The sequence below is a fragment of the Nitrosarchaeum koreense MY1 genome (assembly GCF_000220175.1).
Taxonomy (GTDB): Archaea; Thermoproteota; Nitrososphaeria; order Nitrososphaerales; family Nitrosopumilaceae; genus Nitrosarchaeum; species Nitrosarchaeum koreense.
Window position 1 is genome coordinate 122,853 of the sequence record NZ_AFPU01000001.1, and the last position, 14,470, is coordinate 137,322.

Here is a 14,470-nt window from a genome sequence, read left to right on the forward strand (position 1 = left end):
AACCCTTTTATCTAAACTTTCAAGTGAGGAGAATTACTAATGGTTCTAGAATTACAAAAACCACGTCCAATTTGGCAAATAATGTTTTCTACACATCATACTGATGTGGGACTGCTATATCTCATTACATCTCTTTCATTCTTGTTTATGGGTGGCGCATTAGCGCTTGCAATTAGAGCAGAGCTGTTCTTCCCAGGTTCTCAAATCATTGCCGACTCTATGACCTTTAACAGAATTTTTACCGTACATGGAACAACACTGATTTTCTTGTTTATCATACCATTTGCATCTGCAGTTGGTAACTACTTTGTACCAATCATGGTACGATACAAAGACATGGCATATCCAAAATTAAATGCAATAGCATTTTGGATGATTCCTCCTTCTGGTGCACTAATTTGGTTAGGCTTTGCTGACTTTACTTGGTATGCAACTCCTCCCTATTCTATTATCAGCGCACCTGGTCCTGCAGCAGATATGTGGATATTTGGATTAAAGATTTTGGGGGTATCATCAGTTTTAGGAGCAATTAATTTTGTAGTTACTATTCTAAAATGTAAACATCCAGACATGTCAATTGGACAGGTGCCTTTACTTGCTTGGTCATTTTTAACATCATCTTTAATCATTATTGTTGCAATTCCAACATTTGCAGCAGCATTGTTGATGTTGCTTACTGATAGATTAGGCGTATCTGGATTCTTCAACCCTGCAATGGGTGGTGATCCAATTGCATATGCACATTTGTTCTGGTTTACATTCCATCCTGAAGTGTATGTGCTAGTTATTCCAGCAATTGGAATGATGTATGAAATTATTCCAAGATTCTCAAGAAAGCCAATCTTTAGTCACAGTTCTGGAATCTTTGCCTTTGTATTATTGTCAATAGTTAGTTTCTCATCTTGGGCGCATCACATGTATGCTACAGGAATGTCATTTACTGAAAAAACAGTATTCATGATTGGAACACTAGCTGCAGTGCCAGCATCTGCAATGCACGTCTTTAACTTTATTGCAACAATGTGGAATGGTAGAATAAAGTTTTCAACCCCAATGATGTGGGCAGTTGGAGGAATTGCATTATTCTTCTCAGCAGGAGCAGGTGGAGTAGTAAATGCTGCAATGCCACTTGACTTTCAGACACACGACAGTTATTGGGTAGTTGGTCACTTTCACCTATTTGTAATGGGAACAATTGCATTTGGTTCTATAGGATATCTATACTACATGTTCCCATATGTTACTGGTAGAATGTATAATGAAAATATGGGTAAAGTTCACTTTGTAATGTCATTTGTAGGAACAGTTCTAGTATTTTTCACACAACACGTACTTGGTCTATATGGAATGCCAAGACGAGTTTTCGATTATCCCCCAATCCCAGAATGGATTACTATGAACCAAATTGCTTCAGTAGGTGCAATGATCATTGGCACTAGTATGATAATATTTTTGATAAATATGATTCACAGTTCTGCAAAAGGAAAGTTAGCAGATACAGACGATCCATTCAACTTGGGTGGCAAATACTATTATCCTTTTGAAGCCAAGAACCCACATCATCATTAGGAGAAATATGAAATGAATCAAGATAATCAAAATATTTACAGAACAACCCCTGCAAGAACTGGAAAAATGATGGTAATCATGTTGGGCATTTGTATTGTTGGCGGTGCAATATTTTTTAGCATGTGGGATTATTGGACTTCTGCTCCAGCACCTGTAGTTGCACAAATGGCGGGAGAATCTGAACATGATCTTCAACCCGGTGTAGCAACTGGAAAACATATGGAAGTATCTTTGAAATTTGTTGAATCATCTGATTTTAGAACATTGGCGTTTAATGCATTACCTGGTGAAGAAGGACACAATCCTGTGATTAATGCAAATGTTGGTGATGAAATTGTCTTCAACGTTGAAAATGCAGGAAAATCATTTCATGCATTTGGTGTAACTGCTGATGCTGAAGGGTTTGCAGGTATCGTCCCATCAAGTGCAATTAATTCTGCATCAAATCCACTTAAACCTGGAATGACAGGTACATCAGAATTTATTCCATCTAAAGAAGGAACTTACTATTACATTTGTACCGTTCCAGGTCATAGAGAACAAGGAATGGTAGGAGAGATTATAGTAGGTGCAGCACAAGCAGGAGAAGCACCAAAGGCCGCTGCAGCTCCAACTGGAGTTCACCATGATTTTAATGTAGACTTTGTTGAATCATCTGATTTCAGAACATTGGCGTTTAATGCATTACCTGGTGAAGAAGGACACAATCCTGAATTCCGTGTAAATTCTGGTGATGAAGTAACTTTCTCTACAGTCAATAAAGGAAAATCATTTCATGCTTTTGGAATAGTTTCAGATCCTGAAAATTTCAATAATGTACTTTGGAATTCTGCCATTGCAGCTGCAACAAATCCATTAAAACCAGGTCAAGATGGTAGTGTTACATTTACTGCGGGTGCACCAGGAACTTACTATTACATTTGTACAGTTCCAGGACATGCATTGCAAGGAATGCAGGGTTCATTCATAGTAGAATAGATTGGCCCTACAATATCTGGCATTAGCATCTCTAATTGTTTTATACTCTCTAATGTTTATTGGAGGATATGTTTCCTCTGCAGGATTAGGTTTAACATGTCCTGAATGGCCATTATGTCCAAATGGAATAATGCCAAATGAAGAATATTTTATTGAATGGACTCATAGATTGATTGCTGCAACTACCGGGGCTCTTGTAATTGCAACTACTGTGGGAAGCTGGATTAACAAAAATGCTGGACGAAAGATACGATTTACTAGCACTTTTGCATCTACACTTGTAGTTACTCAAATCACACTTGGTGCATTAGTAATTGATCTAAAACTACATGCTGTACTTGTTGCAATTCACTTAGGTGTTGGAATATTGTTATTTTCAATGGTTTTACTAACTACCTTATTTGCATTTAGAATTACAAAAAAACCAATAGAGTCTACAGTTTAGATTTTAATCTTATTTTTTTTGGAATGTAGATGTATGCTATGACTACTCCTAACGTAATGGCTCCAAACGTGATTGCCATGATGAAAATATATCCAAATGGATTTTGTGTACCCATGTTAAAAGTATAAGTAAGAATTTCTGGACTACCATCCATATCATATAGATCAACTTTTACAATATGATTTCCTGAATTTTTCCAAACATAATCTGTTTCATAATGACCTCCCTTGTGTAACTCTGGATTGATTGCATCAATTTGTTGATCATTATAAAAAAATCTAACCCCCATCGTAAACTGATCTACTTCATTAAATTCACTATCTCCAACTCTAAATAGTATCTGAGATTTTTCACCTATCTGTGGAAATTCTGGCAGTGTTGCAACTTGTACCCTATATCCTCCAAGAAACTCTTCAGCAGAATTAAACATTGAATGAGCATACGCGTCAGAAATTAAGGGAAAACTAATTGATACTAACATAAACATAATGATGACTGATCGTACTTTTATCATTATGAATTCTATAACTTTGCATAAATATAGTGTTAATCAATTTTTGTTGGAAAATCTTCAAAACCTTTAAATCCTTATTGGCAAGACACTGAAATGTTGACTATCGTAAGCAAATCAATCGATATTAAAACACCTATAGAAAACGTATTTACATATTTTGCAAGACCAGAACACGTTTCTGATCAAATCAAAAATGATGCAGTAGGCATGACTGTAATTCCTATGGATATTAAAGAAGGAATGGGTGTGGGAACAACCTTTAGAATAATTGGCGATTTTAATGGTAAACGATTAGAATGGGATTGTGAAACAACTGAATTTGTCAGAAATGAAAGAATATCCGCAAAACAAATTTCAGGACCATTTAAGCACTGGAAAATCACTAATGAATTCAAATCATTGGGTGATAATTTAACCAAAGTAACAATGTCTGTAGATTATGCAATGCCATTTGGTCCATTAGGAGCAATTTTGGATAAAGCAAAGTTTGCAAAATCTGCTGAACGCGGAATGGAAACAGCACTTTACAATGTTAGAGGATTACTTGAAGGAAATGGTTCAATTCCAGTATACATCACATTAGATGCATACCAAAAATTACTTGCCGAAAAGAAAAAAATGAACGACGTTCCAGTTTCAACAGCACTTACTGCAATTCTTGAAAAATATGCAGAAATTGAAGCAAAAGCTCAAAATTAAATTTTTATTTCTATAACAATCTTAAGATTAATAACAACTCGAGGATTTTCTATTTTTGTGGGTCTATGGCGCAGCCAGGTAGCGCACCGGACTCTTAATCCGGTTGTCGTGGGTCCGAATCCCACTAGACCCGCTTTTTTGTTAAATTAATTTCAATGTGAAAAAAATTTTAAAATAATTTTAATTTTGTAAATCTGATAATAATTCTAAATCTAATTCAAACTCTTTTGGCAATCCTTTCCACCAATTATTATCTGTCATTCAAAATGTCTTGTGACTTGTTAGCTTATAGATCTTTCTAAATCTTGATTAGATGTTGAATTTTTATTCTCTGAATTTTTACAATATTTTTTTGCCAAGTTTAATAACTCATCTGCTCCAATTGGTTTTGAAATTACAGAAATCAAACCTTGTTTAAGAGCTAGTTTATTTTTTTCATCAAATTCAGAATAACCTGTTATTAATACCACCTTTGCATTTTTATCGAATTCTATAATTTGAGAAAATGCATCATAACCATCAATATTTGGCAAGATTCCATCCATCACTACTAAATCTGGATGTATCTGCTTGTATTTTGATATGGCCTCCTCACCATTAATGGCTGTTTGAACACTAAATCTATTGATTTCCAGTATCTCTGCATACAAATTTAATAGTTCTTCATCATCTTCAACGATTAAAATCATTGTCATGTTCTTAGTATGATGCTCTTAAGATATTAATTAAACTTAGGATTATGAAATTTAATACGATAACTAATTTCTTTACCCTCACTAATCAATTAATGCGTAAATCTAACAAAAACATATTATCTAATTACTACGCTACTCTATGTGAAATTAAGAGGTTCCATTTATGAATAATTTAGAACAAAAACAGAATAAAAATAAAAAAGACCATAATCCCATCATTTTTCTAACATGCGTTCTAGTGGGAATTACCCTTCTTTATCAACTAAGACCATTTTTAGAAGACTCTCAATTTATCTTGATTTCTATTCCCGCATATACAATTATTCCTGTAATATTGATTTTATTTTCATTTGTTCTTACAATTAAATTACACAAACAGAATAATTTTCAATCAAAGGCATTTGTGCTCTTTACCATAGGTGTTTCATTTTGGTTTATCGCAGAACAGATTTGGGTTATCTATGAAGATATCTATGATGTAGATCCTTTTCCCTCAATTGCTGACATTTTTTATGTAGGTGCATATCCATTTTTTGTTGGATTTCTTTTATTATCATTAAAGCCAATCAAAAAATTAATAACAAAAAAGATTTGGTTATTTGCATTTTTGCTATCACTTTCATTTGTAATTCCGTCTATGATAGGATATTTTAATTCATTTGATGAAGATGAAGGGCTAGATGTTTTTTCCAAATCCGTTTTATTGTTATATCCTATAATGTCTGGATTTCAATTAGCTCCTGCTATTATTGGAATTTTGTTTATGGTAAAAAAAAGTATTAACTATTCATGGATGTTAATGTTGTTTGCATTTCTGATTTACAGTGTCTCTGATACATTCTATCTTTTTTCAGAATTAAATGGCACATATCATGATGGACATCCTGTTGATGTAATGTATCTGTATAGTTATATTCTGTTAATATTTTCTGTTTATAGTCGTATCCAAATTTCCAATAATTCTGATATTCATAGTAATGATATATTTTTTAATGAAAATATAAAATTTGAAACTATTACTAAGTATGGTATTCCGCTGACATTGATGATATTTTCAATGATTGTTGTTATCTCTATGATCAATACATTCTACTTAAATCCTGAAGAGGGATTATCAGTTGAATATATTGTATTTGGAGTTATTGCAATGCTTGTTGTATTTACTATTATAATTCTCACAATTAACAGAAATCTCACAAAATTTGTTCAAATGAGGACTACAGATCTTGAAAAACAACGAAATAATTTAGAAGAGCTAATTGAAGAAAAAACACAAGCAGTACTCAAAGCTGAAAGATTATCTGCTATCGGAGAACTATCTGGTCGTTTAGCACACGATCTAAGAAATCCATTATCTGTAATGAAAATGTCTGTTGATTTGATAAAACAACATCCCGCAGATGCAAAAATTTCTGATACCGTCATTACTAAAAGACTTGAATTAATTGAAAAAAGCATCGATAGAATATCTCATCAAGTAGATGATGTATTAGGATACGTTCGAAATTCTCCCTTAAAGCCCACCTCTGCATCTCTTAGAGAATTAATTTTAACATCAATTGACAAGGTCAACGTGCCACATGATGTTATAATTACTGTCTCAAATACTGATGTAATTGTAACTTGTGATGTAGTGAAAATTGATGCCGTTTTCATTAATCTTATTGTAAATGCAATTCAGGCAATGAATCAGGGAGGTACACTTGAAATAAATATTAAAACATATGGTGATTATGCTGTTATTGATTTTATTGATTCAGGTTTGGGCATTCCTGAAGATTTCATTAATAAAATATTTGAACCTCTATTTACTACAAAACAAAAAGGAACAGGACTGGGTCTAGCTAGCTGTAAAAATATTATTGAACAACACAATGGAAGTATTACTGTAAAAAATAACCCGACTACATTTACAATCAAAATACCAAAAACATATGATGAGTTAGGTAGGCAATAACCTTGATATTTCTAAAGTTTTCTTAGAAGTGTAAATCTACTTTTATCTGGCTCTATTTCTTCATGCATATCCACATTACTGATTATTTTTACTTTATATTCTAGCCATCTTTTTTGCATATTTCTAAATTTAGAATTATTATTGATTTGTTTTTCTGATTCATCATATCTTTCACAGTTCATAATGTATTTTCCAGATACTCGATACATTTCAGAAATGCCTTTCTCTAAAATATCATCTTCAAGATAGTTCAATAGCTGATGAGTAAATACAAAATCAACTGATGAGTTTTCAAAAGGCAAATCTGTAATTGATGCTTTTTTAAAATTAATCACTGGTTTTTTTGATTTTGCAATATCTAATGCTGTATCATTTAAATCAACACCAAAAATATCCAATGATTCAGGAAATAATCGTAAATCAATTCCAGTACCACATCCTATCTCTAATACACTTGTACAACGCAATGAAACTACCAAATCCCTGACAAATTTTGAAAATTCTTCATTGAATTTAGATTCGTTTTCAATTGCATATCTATCCCAAAACTCGTTATCATAATTCATAAAATGTTTTCATTTGTCTTGTATTTGATATTATTTGTTTAATGCTGACACTTGCATGGGACAAGTTTTGTATCAAACGTGCAATCATGAGGTCCATCTGATCTGTTATCCATTGGAATTTCTTTCATGCAATCATCATGGCGACCTTTTCTACAAAACCAGCATATCTCCTCTGTATTTCCAGTTGAGCAAGATTTCATACTTGTATTGTTATATTTGTGGGTAAAAAACTTCTTGGAATGTTAAATAAAGGTCAACCACGGTAAAAATCTCTCATCTTTTCCCATTGTGACATCTGAAAATAATTTTTGTAATTCTTTTGTGGTCTTTCCCATCTTTGCATTTCCAATTATTACTTTATCAATTTGTGTGACTGATTTTACTTCAGCAGCTGTTCCTGTCATAAATATCTCATCTGCAGAATACAAATCTCCTCTTTCAAGATCTCTTTCTATTACATATCCTCCATTTTCTTCAATGATTTGGATTACACTATCACGCGTAATTCCTTCTAATCCTCCTGCTGAAAGTGGGGGAGTTTGAATCGTATTGTCTTTTACAATGAAAATATTTTCTGCGCTGCCTTCTGCAACTTTTCCATTTATGTTTAGCATTATTGCTTCATCATACCCATTCTCTAATGCTTCGACTCTAGCTAGTGCAGCATTTGCATAGTTTGAAGCTGCTTTTGCCTGCATTGGTTGTGATCTAGAATCAATCTTTATCCAACTTGAAACTTTACATTTTGCACCAGAGAATTTTCCAGCCTTTCCTTCTCCCATATTCCATTCCCAACAAGCAATTGAAACATCAACTTTGTTTGGAGTTGGTGTAAGGCCCATTGTACCAAAACCATAGTATGCCAATGGTCTAATGTAGCATTCTTTTAACCCGTTATCTTTTACTGTTTTAATTATTGCATCTGTTATCTCTTTTTTTGAATATTGCATCTTCATAGAATATAATTTTGCTGAATTAAACAATCGATCTACATGTTCTTCTAATCTAAAAATTGCTGATCCTTTTGGTGTATTATAACATCTAATCCCTTCAAAGATTGATGTTGAATAATGTAAGGCATGAGTAAGTACATGTACTTTGGCATCTTTGAATGGTACTAACTTTCCATTCATCCAAATTTTACCAATTTCCTTCATAGGAATGGGAAAATACAATACCAATTTAAAGAATATCTTTGAGATTGGTAGAATATCTTCTAATTTGTTTATGATATTTTTAATTTGATTGCTCTGCAAGTGCCTAAATACAGCATAAATCAATTTAGACTATGGAATGGATTTTAGGTTTTTCTGCAATTATTCTTTTAATCGTGGGTCTGGTTGGTCAGGCATTTGAATTAAGAAAAATTAGAATTGATTCTACTCAAGATCAACTAGGCTCAGCTAATATTTTTCTTAACAAGAAAAATTTCAAGTGGTATGCAATAATTATTGTAGGCGTGATTATTTGGTATATAGCTGAGCGTATGTGAATATTCTATATAGATCACATCTATATACTTGAAAATGCTAGTATTGTTATCGCGTGTTTAGGGTAACGCCGGACTAAATCTAGATAAGGTCCAAGAACAAACCCTTATTGGCGGTAAAGGTGAAAACCCTTAACGCCTCTTTAACTCAATTAAATAAAATTAATCTTTGATATTTCTTGATGAATCACGTTTATAGCTTTTCTGATACTATCTTTAGAATCTTCAATAACGATAATTATTCTTGAAGTTTCTTCTTGTGCATCCATATTCAAAATGTTCAGTCCTACCTCACCAATCTTTGCACTAGTTCGTGATGCTACCTGTTGTACTCGCCACATCTCATCTCCAATTAGTGTGATTACTCCTCGGTTGTATGTTATTGAGGCAAGTGGATCAAATCCAAGAAAATATTTTTCATTTCTTTTAATGTAATCTGCATCTAAAAATAATATTCTTGAAAATTCCACACCATCTTTAGTAAATGGCGATAAAATTATGTATTCACTATATCGTTTGTCTTTTTCTAATGATATTAGTAATTTTTGGGCTGCATTTGTTTCAATTTTAAAAATTGCACAATTTTCTTTTCCAGTTACAATCTTGATTGGATGACCATTTTTGCTATCTGGCACTCGTTTTATTGTAGTGTTTTTTGATGGTTCTTTCATATTTGTAACAATAATTGGCATATCCACTCCGTTTTCTACAATCTCTTTGATTGCAATAGGATCCAAAATTTTCATTCCAAACATTCCTGCTAGTCTTGCCTCATTGTATGATAGCTCATCTACTTCCGTCAACCCGCTTTCAACAATTTTTGGATCTGCAGACACTACAGAACTGTCTTTTTCAAAATCTATTCTGGTTTCATATTTTTTATGAAACAGTATTCCAAGATCAGCTGCAGTTCTATCGGAACCCCCTCGCTCATACGTAGTAATTACTCCCTCCGGAGTTTTTCCTATAAAACCTCCAATTACAACTACCTCATTTTCGTCTACCAGTTTAGCTGTTTTTCCAAGATTTTCTCTTGATTTGGATGCAAGAAAATTTGTTGATTCTATATTCTGATCTGTTATTATTGGCCAGTCATCATAACTTACCGCACTTGATTTTATCCCGTTACTTCTAAGAATGTAATTCATTACATGTGAAATTAGAATTTCTCCTGAAAATGCCAATGATCGTGAACGTACCTCATTTGCAAATTCTTTTTTTAATAATGCCTCATCCAATGCCGTTTCAGCTTTTTTTAGGAACAAATCTATGCTTTTTTGACAATCTTCTTTATTTTCAGAATTTACAAATTTCATAATTTTTTCATAACATGATTTTATGACATCCAAATTTGCTTTTTTACCACTTTCAACATTTCTTCCCTGCTCTAAGATTACATCTGTAAGCGAACATTTTTTTCCATTTTGAATTGTAAGTGGTGCTGAAAATACTGCAATAATTTTGGAATCTTTCTTTAAATCATTAATTCTGTCTATAACTAATGGTATTGAAATACCATCAATACCGATAGCACTACCACCAAATTTGGCTACGATTAACTTTGTCATGATACTTTAACAAAAATAATTGGTTATCTATTAAGGATTGGATCAAGATTGCATCAATTTTTTGATTATGCTGTATGCATTAATTGCTCCACTAGTCTGTACTGGATTTCTCTTTTGCTCTAGTTTTTCAATGATTAGTTCATCAATCTTATAAATATCCTCAAAAACAAATCCTTCTTCTTTTGCGTTATCTTCTTGTTCAAAATGTCCCTTTATTGGAATAAAGATTCCAGGCGTACCATACACTTTTGATTCATCTATAGTCGATTTTCCTGCAAGCGATACTATCACATCAGCTGCAAAAATTATCTCATGGAGGTTATCTACAAATCCAAAATTTCTTACAGTTTCTCCAAATTTTTTACTCAAAGATGGGCCTGAAACTACTATTATGTCAATATCTTTTTTTATTTTTGAAATTAATTCTATTGTTTTTTCAATTAGATACAAGCCAGCATTTGTTCCTCCTATCGAAATAACTATAGTTTTTTTATCAAATGAAAACTTTTTTCGAAGTTCATCTCTGGAAAAACTTGTTTGTCTTACAATAGGTCCAACTCTTTTAATATTTCCTTCATCAGGTCCATTTTCAGGAATAATCACAGTATCACAATTTTTCATAATTTTCTGCATAGATTTGTTCATCTTTTTTTCAATAAACGATGTTATGCCATTTACAAAATTAGTTTGTACAATATCTGTAATCAAGATAGTCGGTATTTTTTTATTTTGAGCTACAGTAAGTGAAGCAAAATCTTCATCACTTACAATTAATTTTGGTTTATCTTTTTGTATGATCTCTTCAGAAATTTTTTTACATTTTTTATAATATTGATAATAATTCCAAAGCCATCTAGTTGAATTTTTTAGCTTTCCATTTTCTATAATGAATGATGGGGGAATATACACATCTTCAACTTTAAAATCTAAATTTTTTAGAATTTTTGTAGCACTACTTCCTGTGATGAATTTAGTAGAAATGTTTTCAAAATTATTTGCAATTGCTATGTCTCTTGTAACATGACCTAATCCTATTGGACTAGAAAAAAAATCTAAATCTATCATATTTGTATGAAATTCTGATCAAATTTCTAGATTATTACTTGTCTCAAAGTTTAAATGGTTTTTAACAAGGTATGTTTTCGGGCTCATGGTCCAGATCGGTTATGACGTCGCCCTTACACGGCGAAAATCCAGGGTTCAAATCCCTGTGGGCCCATTTTTGTACCCAAAAAGTGGATAGGCCCAACAAAGAAATAAAATTTTGATACATGCGTTGCCAGTGGAACTTCTTTTTCCAAAAACAGTTCAACAATTGATGTTGTTGGCACTAGTCATAATTTATCTACGTCTTGAAATATTATGAAACATTTTCTATATGTGTGATAAAATTTGCCTCATGTAGTATTTGATAAAAAAATTGATTTAAAAAAATTCTATACTTCTTTTGAAAAAATTATACAAACTAAACCTATTATGATAAAAATTCAGAATATTTTCATTGATAAAAATGAACAAAGATTATTGCTTTCAACACTAGTTATTGAATCTAAAAATCAACACTTTCTAATTGAAATAAATACAAAAGATAACAAGACAACAATTAGATTATTTCCAGAAACTGATCCTGAAAAAACTATTGGTGTTAAAACTGCAATGGGATTGTTGACTCTTAATCTACTTGAGATGTTCACAACCATCAAAATTATAAAAACCAACCTATCTGATTTTATTTCTTATAGAAGATGAGAATTTGGGATATTTCACCATCAAAACTATGTCGTAATCATCTATTAGGTGAACATAGAGAGCTTCATGCTATGTGGGTTGTTATAACTGAAAATAAGAAAGGATATTCTTTACATCCTGAAACTTTGCGATGGAATGGCAAACTCAAAGCAATGTATCTTAGGCATGATGAATTGGTTTCTGAAATGACAAAACGTGGTTATAATCACAAAAGTCCTCTTGATAAGAAAAAAGCTACTGGAATTTCTGTACAAAATGATTATGTTGATTCAGTAAAGGAACAAATTCATATTTTAAAGAAAAAAGGTTGTTCATGTAATATTTGATGTGTCAATTTTATTCTCAAAATGATAACCAAATACAAGTGGACTGACTATTTTTGATTTAGTGTTTCTATTCTCCCTTTGTATTTTTCTTTGTACAAAGATCTACAAGATGTACAACAAAAAAATCTCTCAAAATTTGCAATTTTAAGAACATGTGGTTTGTCAGAAATTGGACCCTTGCACAAATCGCATGTCATTTTTAAAATCATGTTTTTTGTTATTTTTACATCCTGTTTTTTTGTTGATTTTGTCTTTATGTTCTCAAAATGTTTTTCAGTCTTGTCTTCAAGCATTCCAAGATCAATTATCGGTGAGATAGATTTTATCAATCCGACATTTACCAGTCTTTCATATCTTGCTTGAACAGTAGGCGTACTTACTTTGATCTCTCTTGATATCTGTCGAAATGATTTTCTTCCATCTTTTATCAGTGATTCAATTATTGCAATATCAATATCATCCGGCTGAAATGGCATATGCCTAATTACTTGCGAGAATATTTATCATTTTACAATTGTAAAGTACACTATTATTGTATACGTATCTTCATTCATTATTCATGTCAAATCAAATCACAATAAAAAAATCTCTTATTCTTACTTTGTTTATCTTATTTTCACTAATTTTTGTTGGAGGCGTATTTGCAGCTACAAATGAAATTGCAATTGGTGCTGGAAATGAAATATCTTATCCTTCATGGCTAGTGATTGCTTACCTAGCTGGTCTATCAATGATAATTCTACCTTGTACACTTCCGCTAGTATTCATAATTATCCCTCTTAGTATGGGTAAAGGTGCAAAAAAGGGACTTGGTATGGCCATGTTGTTTGGCACAGGTCTTACAATTACAATTGCATTTTATGGATTTGGAATTGGTGCACTTGGGCAAACAGCAGATTTAGATCGTATTTCAGTTTTTATGTTTTTAATTGCTGGTATTGCAGCATTTCTTTTTGGTTTGTCACAGCTAAAGTTATTTGAATTAAAACTACCTACATACTCTGGTACCCCAAACTTTATTCAAAAACGAGGAGATTATTCAAAATCATTTTTCATGGGATTGTTATTGGGTAATGCTGGTGTTGGTTGTCCAAATCCTATGTTTTATTGGCTGTTAATTTACATCGCGGCAACTGGTAATATGGAGATAGGTGCAAGTCTGGGTGCAGTACATGGAGTAGGAAGAGCAATCCCGTTAATTCTTTTATCTGTATTGGCAATCATTGGTGTAAATGCTACAAAAGGAATTACTACAAACAAAATTACAATTGAAAAACTTACTGGATGGATGTTGATCGTACTTGGAGCATTTTTAATAATTAATGGCATACCTGGCGGTCATGAGTGGTATGAAACAACATTTGTACACATTGCATGGAATAATTTTGTTACAACGCTGTCTCTTCCTCCAGAATTTCATATTGGCCAGCATACTCATCACTATGATATTCAAATGCCACAAGAATTTGCACCTATCTTATTTGTTGCATTACTTGTATTTCCAATCGTATGGTATTTTACTCGAAAAAAGGAAGTAACATCATGAAAGATCCTGTTTGTGGAATGGATGTTGGAGAAAAAGGTGATTTGTTAGAACATGAAGGAAAACAATATCGATTTTGTTGCGCTAGTTGTAAATGGGCTTTTGAGCAGAATCCTGAACAATTCATAAAATCATGACTGTACTAGTTCTCACCACACCTGGATGCTCTAATTGTAATGTTTTGGAAAAAATGTTAGATAAACTAGGCATAAAATATGATCTTATTGATGTGACTGAAAAACCAGAATATTTGAAAAAATACCCGATATTTACAGCGCCTGGTTTAGTGATTAATGGAAAACTAGAGTTTACTGGTATCCCCAAAAAAGAAGATTTGGAAAAGAAATTCTCTTAAATTCGCTAATGTTTTTT

Annotated in this window: 19 protein-coding genes and 2 tRNA genes; 13 read left to right on the forward strand and 8 right to left on the reverse strand. The window is 32.3% G+C overall.

Annotation, left to right across the window (positions count from 1 at the left end; all coding sequences use genetic code 11):
- The first annotated feature begins 39 nt into the window (after positions 1-39).
- Genes MY1_RS00630 through MY1_RS00640 form a run of 3 tightly spaced genes read left to right on the forward strand, consistent with a single transcriptional unit; the run spans position 40 to position 2,992 of the window.
- Positions 40-1,569: a cytochrome c oxidase subunit I gene (locus tag MY1_RS00630; protein WP_007549521.1), complete on the forward strand. Its 1,530-nt coding sequence runs from the start codon at positions 40-42 to the stop codon at positions 1,567-1,569.
- Positions 1,570-1,581: 12 nt separating this feature from the next.
- Positions 1,582-2,547, forward strand: coding sequence for a plastocyanin/azurin family copper-binding protein (locus tag MY1_RS00635; protein WP_007549522.1), 966 nt, complete (start codon positions 1,582-1,584; stop codon positions 2,545-2,547).
- Position 2,548: 1 nt separating this feature from the next.
- Entirely contained in the window at positions 2,549-2,992 is a 444-nt protein-coding gene (locus tag MY1_RS00640; protein WP_048109294.1) for a COX15/CtaA family protein, read from the forward strand.
- Here the strand turns inward: MY1_RS00640 and MY1_RS00645 are convergent.
- Positions 2,982-3,506, reverse strand: a complete 525-nt coding sequence (locus MY1_RS00645) for a hypothetical protein (RefSeq protein ID WP_048109296.1) — start codon at positions 3,504-3,506, stop codon at positions 2,982-2,984. The two genes, MY1_RS00640 and MY1_RS00645, sit on opposite strands and share 11 nt — an antisense overlap.
- 96 nt (positions 3,507-3,602) lie before the next feature.
- Here MY1_RS00645 and MY1_RS00650 point away from each other — a divergent pair, with 96 nt between their 5' ends.
- Positions 3,603-4,205: an SRPBCC family protein gene (locus MY1_RS00650; protein WP_048109298.1), complete on the forward strand. Its 603-nt coding sequence runs from the start codon at positions 3,603-3,605 to the stop codon at positions 4,203-4,205.
- A 59-nt stretch (positions 4,206-4,264) separates the two neighbouring features.
- Positions 4,265-4,338 (forward strand) — tRNA-Lys (locus MY1_RS00655).
- A gap of 148 nt (positions 4,339-4,486) precedes the next feature.
- On the opposite strand, the gene MY1_RS00660 is transcribed toward MY1_RS00655, so the two are convergent.
- Entirely contained in the window at positions 4,487-4,900 is a 414-nt protein-coding gene (locus tag MY1_RS00660; RefSeq protein ID WP_007549526.1) for a response regulator, read from the reverse strand.
- A 163-nt stretch (positions 4,901-5,063) separates the two neighbouring features.
- Between MY1_RS00660 and MY1_RS00665 the strand changes: the two genes are divergently transcribed.
- Entirely contained in the window at positions 5,064-6,857 is a 1,794-nt protein-coding gene (locus MY1_RS00665) for a sensor histidine kinase (RefSeq protein ID WP_048109300.1), read from the forward strand.
- Between the two features lie 11 nt (positions 6,858-6,868).
- Here the strand turns inward: MY1_RS00665 and MY1_RS00670 are convergent, their stop codons facing one another.
- From MY1_RS00670 to MY1_RS00675, 3 genes are read right to left on the reverse strand one after another with little or no spacing between them, the layout of a single operon-like run.
- Complete coding sequence (locus tag MY1_RS00670) at positions 6,869-7,423, reverse strand: class I SAM-dependent methyltransferase (protein ID WP_007549528.1); 555 nt, start codon at positions 7,421-7,423, stop codon at positions 6,869-6,871.
- 38 nt (positions 7,424-7,461) lie between these two features.
- Complete coding sequence (locus tag MY1_RS09755) at positions 7,462-7,623, reverse strand: hypothetical protein (RefSeq protein WP_007549529.1); 162 nt, start codon at positions 7,621-7,623, stop codon at positions 7,462-7,464.
- A 42-nt stretch (positions 7,624-7,665) separates the two neighbouring features.
- Complete coding sequence (locus MY1_RS00675) at positions 7,666-8,580, reverse strand: branched-chain amino acid transaminase (protein WP_048110245.1); 915 nt, start codon at positions 8,578-8,580, stop codon at positions 7,666-7,668.
- Positions 8,581-8,711: 131 nt separating this feature from the next.
- Between MY1_RS00675 and MY1_RS00680 the strand changes: the two genes are divergently transcribed.
- The gene (locus MY1_RS00680; protein WP_007549532.1) at positions 8,712-8,915 is read left to right on the forward strand and encodes a hypothetical protein; all 204 of its coding nucleotides are present in this window, start codon (positions 8,712-8,714) and stop codon (positions 8,913-8,915) included.
- Between the two features lie 149 nt (positions 8,916-9,064).
- Here MY1_RS00680 and MY1_RS00685 read toward each other — a convergent pair whose 3' ends face one another.
- Positions 9,065-10,480 (reverse strand): amino acid kinase family protein, encoded by a 1,416-nt coding sequence (locus MY1_RS00685; protein ID WP_007549534.1) that lies wholly within the window; start codon positions 10,478-10,480, stop codon positions 9,065-9,067.
- 42 nt (positions 10,481-10,522) lie between these two features.
- Complete coding sequence (locus MY1_RS00690; protein ID WP_007549536.1) at positions 10,523-11,545, reverse strand: glycosyltransferase; 1,023 nt, start codon at positions 11,543-11,545, stop codon at positions 10,523-10,525.
- Between the two features lie 79 nt (positions 11,546-11,624).
- Here MY1_RS00690 and MY1_RS00695 point away from each other — a divergent pair.
- The 3 genes from MY1_RS00695 (at position 11,625) to MY1_RS00705 (ending at position 12,555) form a co-directional block, all read left to right on the forward strand.
- A tRNA-Val gene (locus MY1_RS00695) sits at positions 11,625-11,699 on the forward strand.
- Between the two features lie 173 nt (positions 11,700-11,872).
- Complete coding sequence (locus MY1_RS00700) at positions 11,873-12,229, forward strand: hypothetical protein (protein WP_007549537.1); 357 nt, start codon at positions 11,873-11,875, stop codon at positions 12,227-12,229.
- Positions 12,226-12,555 carry a pyrimidine dimer DNA glycosylase/endonuclease V gene (locus MY1_RS00705; protein ID WP_048109303.1) on the forward strand — a complete coding sequence of 110 codons (330 nt, stop codon included), beginning with the start codon at positions 12,226-12,228 and terminating at the stop codon, positions 12,553-12,555. Before MY1_RS00700 ends, MY1_RS00705 begins: the two co-directional genes overlap by 4 nt.
- 47 nt (positions 12,556-12,602) lie before the next feature.
- Here the strand turns inward: MY1_RS00705 and MY1_RS00710 are convergent, their stop codons facing one another.
- Positions 12,603-13,031 (reverse strand): AsnC family transcriptional regulator, encoded by a 429-nt coding sequence (locus MY1_RS00710; protein ID WP_007549539.1) that lies wholly within the window; start codon positions 13,029-13,031, stop codon positions 12,603-12,605.
- Positions 13,032-13,114: 83 nt separating this feature from the next.
- On the opposite strand from MY1_RS00710, the gene MY1_RS00715 reads away from it, so the two are divergent.
- The 3 genes from MY1_RS00715 to MY1_RS00720 are packed head-to-tail and all read left to right on the forward strand — an operon-like array spanning position 13,115 to position 14,453.
- The gene (locus MY1_RS00715) at positions 13,115-14,101 is read left to right on the forward strand and encodes a cytochrome c biogenesis CcdA family protein (protein ID WP_007549540.1); all 987 of its coding nucleotides are present in this window, start codon (positions 13,115-13,117) and stop codon (positions 14,099-14,101) included.
- Positions 14,098-14,235 (forward strand): YHS domain-containing protein, encoded by a 138-nt coding sequence (locus MY1_RS09440; protein WP_081470625.1) that lies wholly within the window; start codon positions 14,098-14,100, stop codon positions 14,233-14,235. The genes MY1_RS00715 and MY1_RS09440 overlap by 4 nt, the downstream gene beginning before the upstream one ends.
- Positions 14,232-14,453 (forward strand): thioredoxin family protein, encoded by a 222-nt coding sequence (locus tag MY1_RS00720; RefSeq protein WP_048109305.1) that lies wholly within the window; start codon positions 14,232-14,234, stop codon positions 14,451-14,453. The genes MY1_RS09440 and MY1_RS00720 overlap by 4 nt, the downstream gene beginning before the upstream one ends.
- Positions 14,454-14,470: the final 17 nt, after the last annotated feature.

Coding starts and splice junctions, on each gene's coding strand:
- MY1_RS00630 (WP_007549521.1), top strand. CDS start 40: ATGGTTCTAGAATTACAAAAACCACGTCCAATTTGGCAAATAATGTTT.
- MY1_RS00635 (WP_007549522.1), top strand. CDS start 1,582: ATGAATCAAGATAATCAAAATATTTACAGAACAACCCCTGCAAGAACT.
- MY1_RS00645 (WP_048109296.1), bottom strand. CDS start 3,506: ATGATAAAAGTACGATCAGTCATCATTATGTTTATGTTAGTATCAATT.
- MY1_RS00660 (WP_007549526.1), bottom strand. CDS start 4,900: ATGACAATGATTTTAATCGTTGAAGATGATGAAGAACTATTAAATTTG.
- MY1_RS00665 (WP_048109300.1), top strand. CDS start 5,064: ATGAATAATTTAGAACAAAAACAGAATAAAAATAAAAAAGACCATAAT.
- MY1_RS00670 (WP_007549528.1), bottom strand. CDS start 7,423: ATGAATTATGATAACGAGTTTTGGGATAGATATGCAATTGAAAACGAA.
- MY1_RS09755 (WP_007549529.1), bottom strand. CDS start 7,623: ATGAAATCTTGCTCAACTGGAAATACAGAGGAGATATGCTGGTTTTGT.
- MY1_RS00675 (WP_048110245.1), bottom strand. CDS start 8,580: ATGAAGGAAATTGGTAAAATTTGGATGAATGGAAAGTTAGTACCATTC.
- MY1_RS00680 (WP_007549532.1), top strand. CDS start 8,712: ATGGAATGGATTTTAGGTTTTTCTGCAATTATTCTTTTAATCGTGGGT.
- MY1_RS00685 (WP_007549534.1), bottom strand. CDS start 10,480: ATGACAAAGTTAATCGTAGCCAAATTTGGTGGTAGTGCTATCGGTATT.
- MY1_RS00690 (WP_007549536.1), bottom strand. CDS start 11,545: ATGATAGATTTAGATTTTTTTTCTAGTCCAATAGGATTAGGTCATGTT.
- MY1_RS00705 (WP_048109303.1), top strand. CDS start 12,226: ATGAGAATTTGGGATATTTCACCATCAAAACTATGTCGTAATCATCTA.
- MY1_RS00710 (WP_007549539.1), bottom strand. CDS start 13,031: ATGCCATTTCAGCCGGATGATATTGATATTGCAATAATTGAATCACTG.
- MY1_RS00715 (WP_007549540.1), top strand. CDS start 13,115: ATGTCAAATCAAATCACAATAAAAAAATCTCTTATTCTTACTTTGTTT.
- MY1_RS09440 (WP_081470625.1), top strand. CDS start 14,098: ATGAAAGATCCTGTTTGTGGAATGGATGTTGGAGAAAAAGGTGATTTG.
- MY1_RS00720 (WP_048109305.1), top strand. CDS start 14,232: ATGACTGTACTAGTTCTCACCACACCTGGATGCTCTAATTGTAATGTT.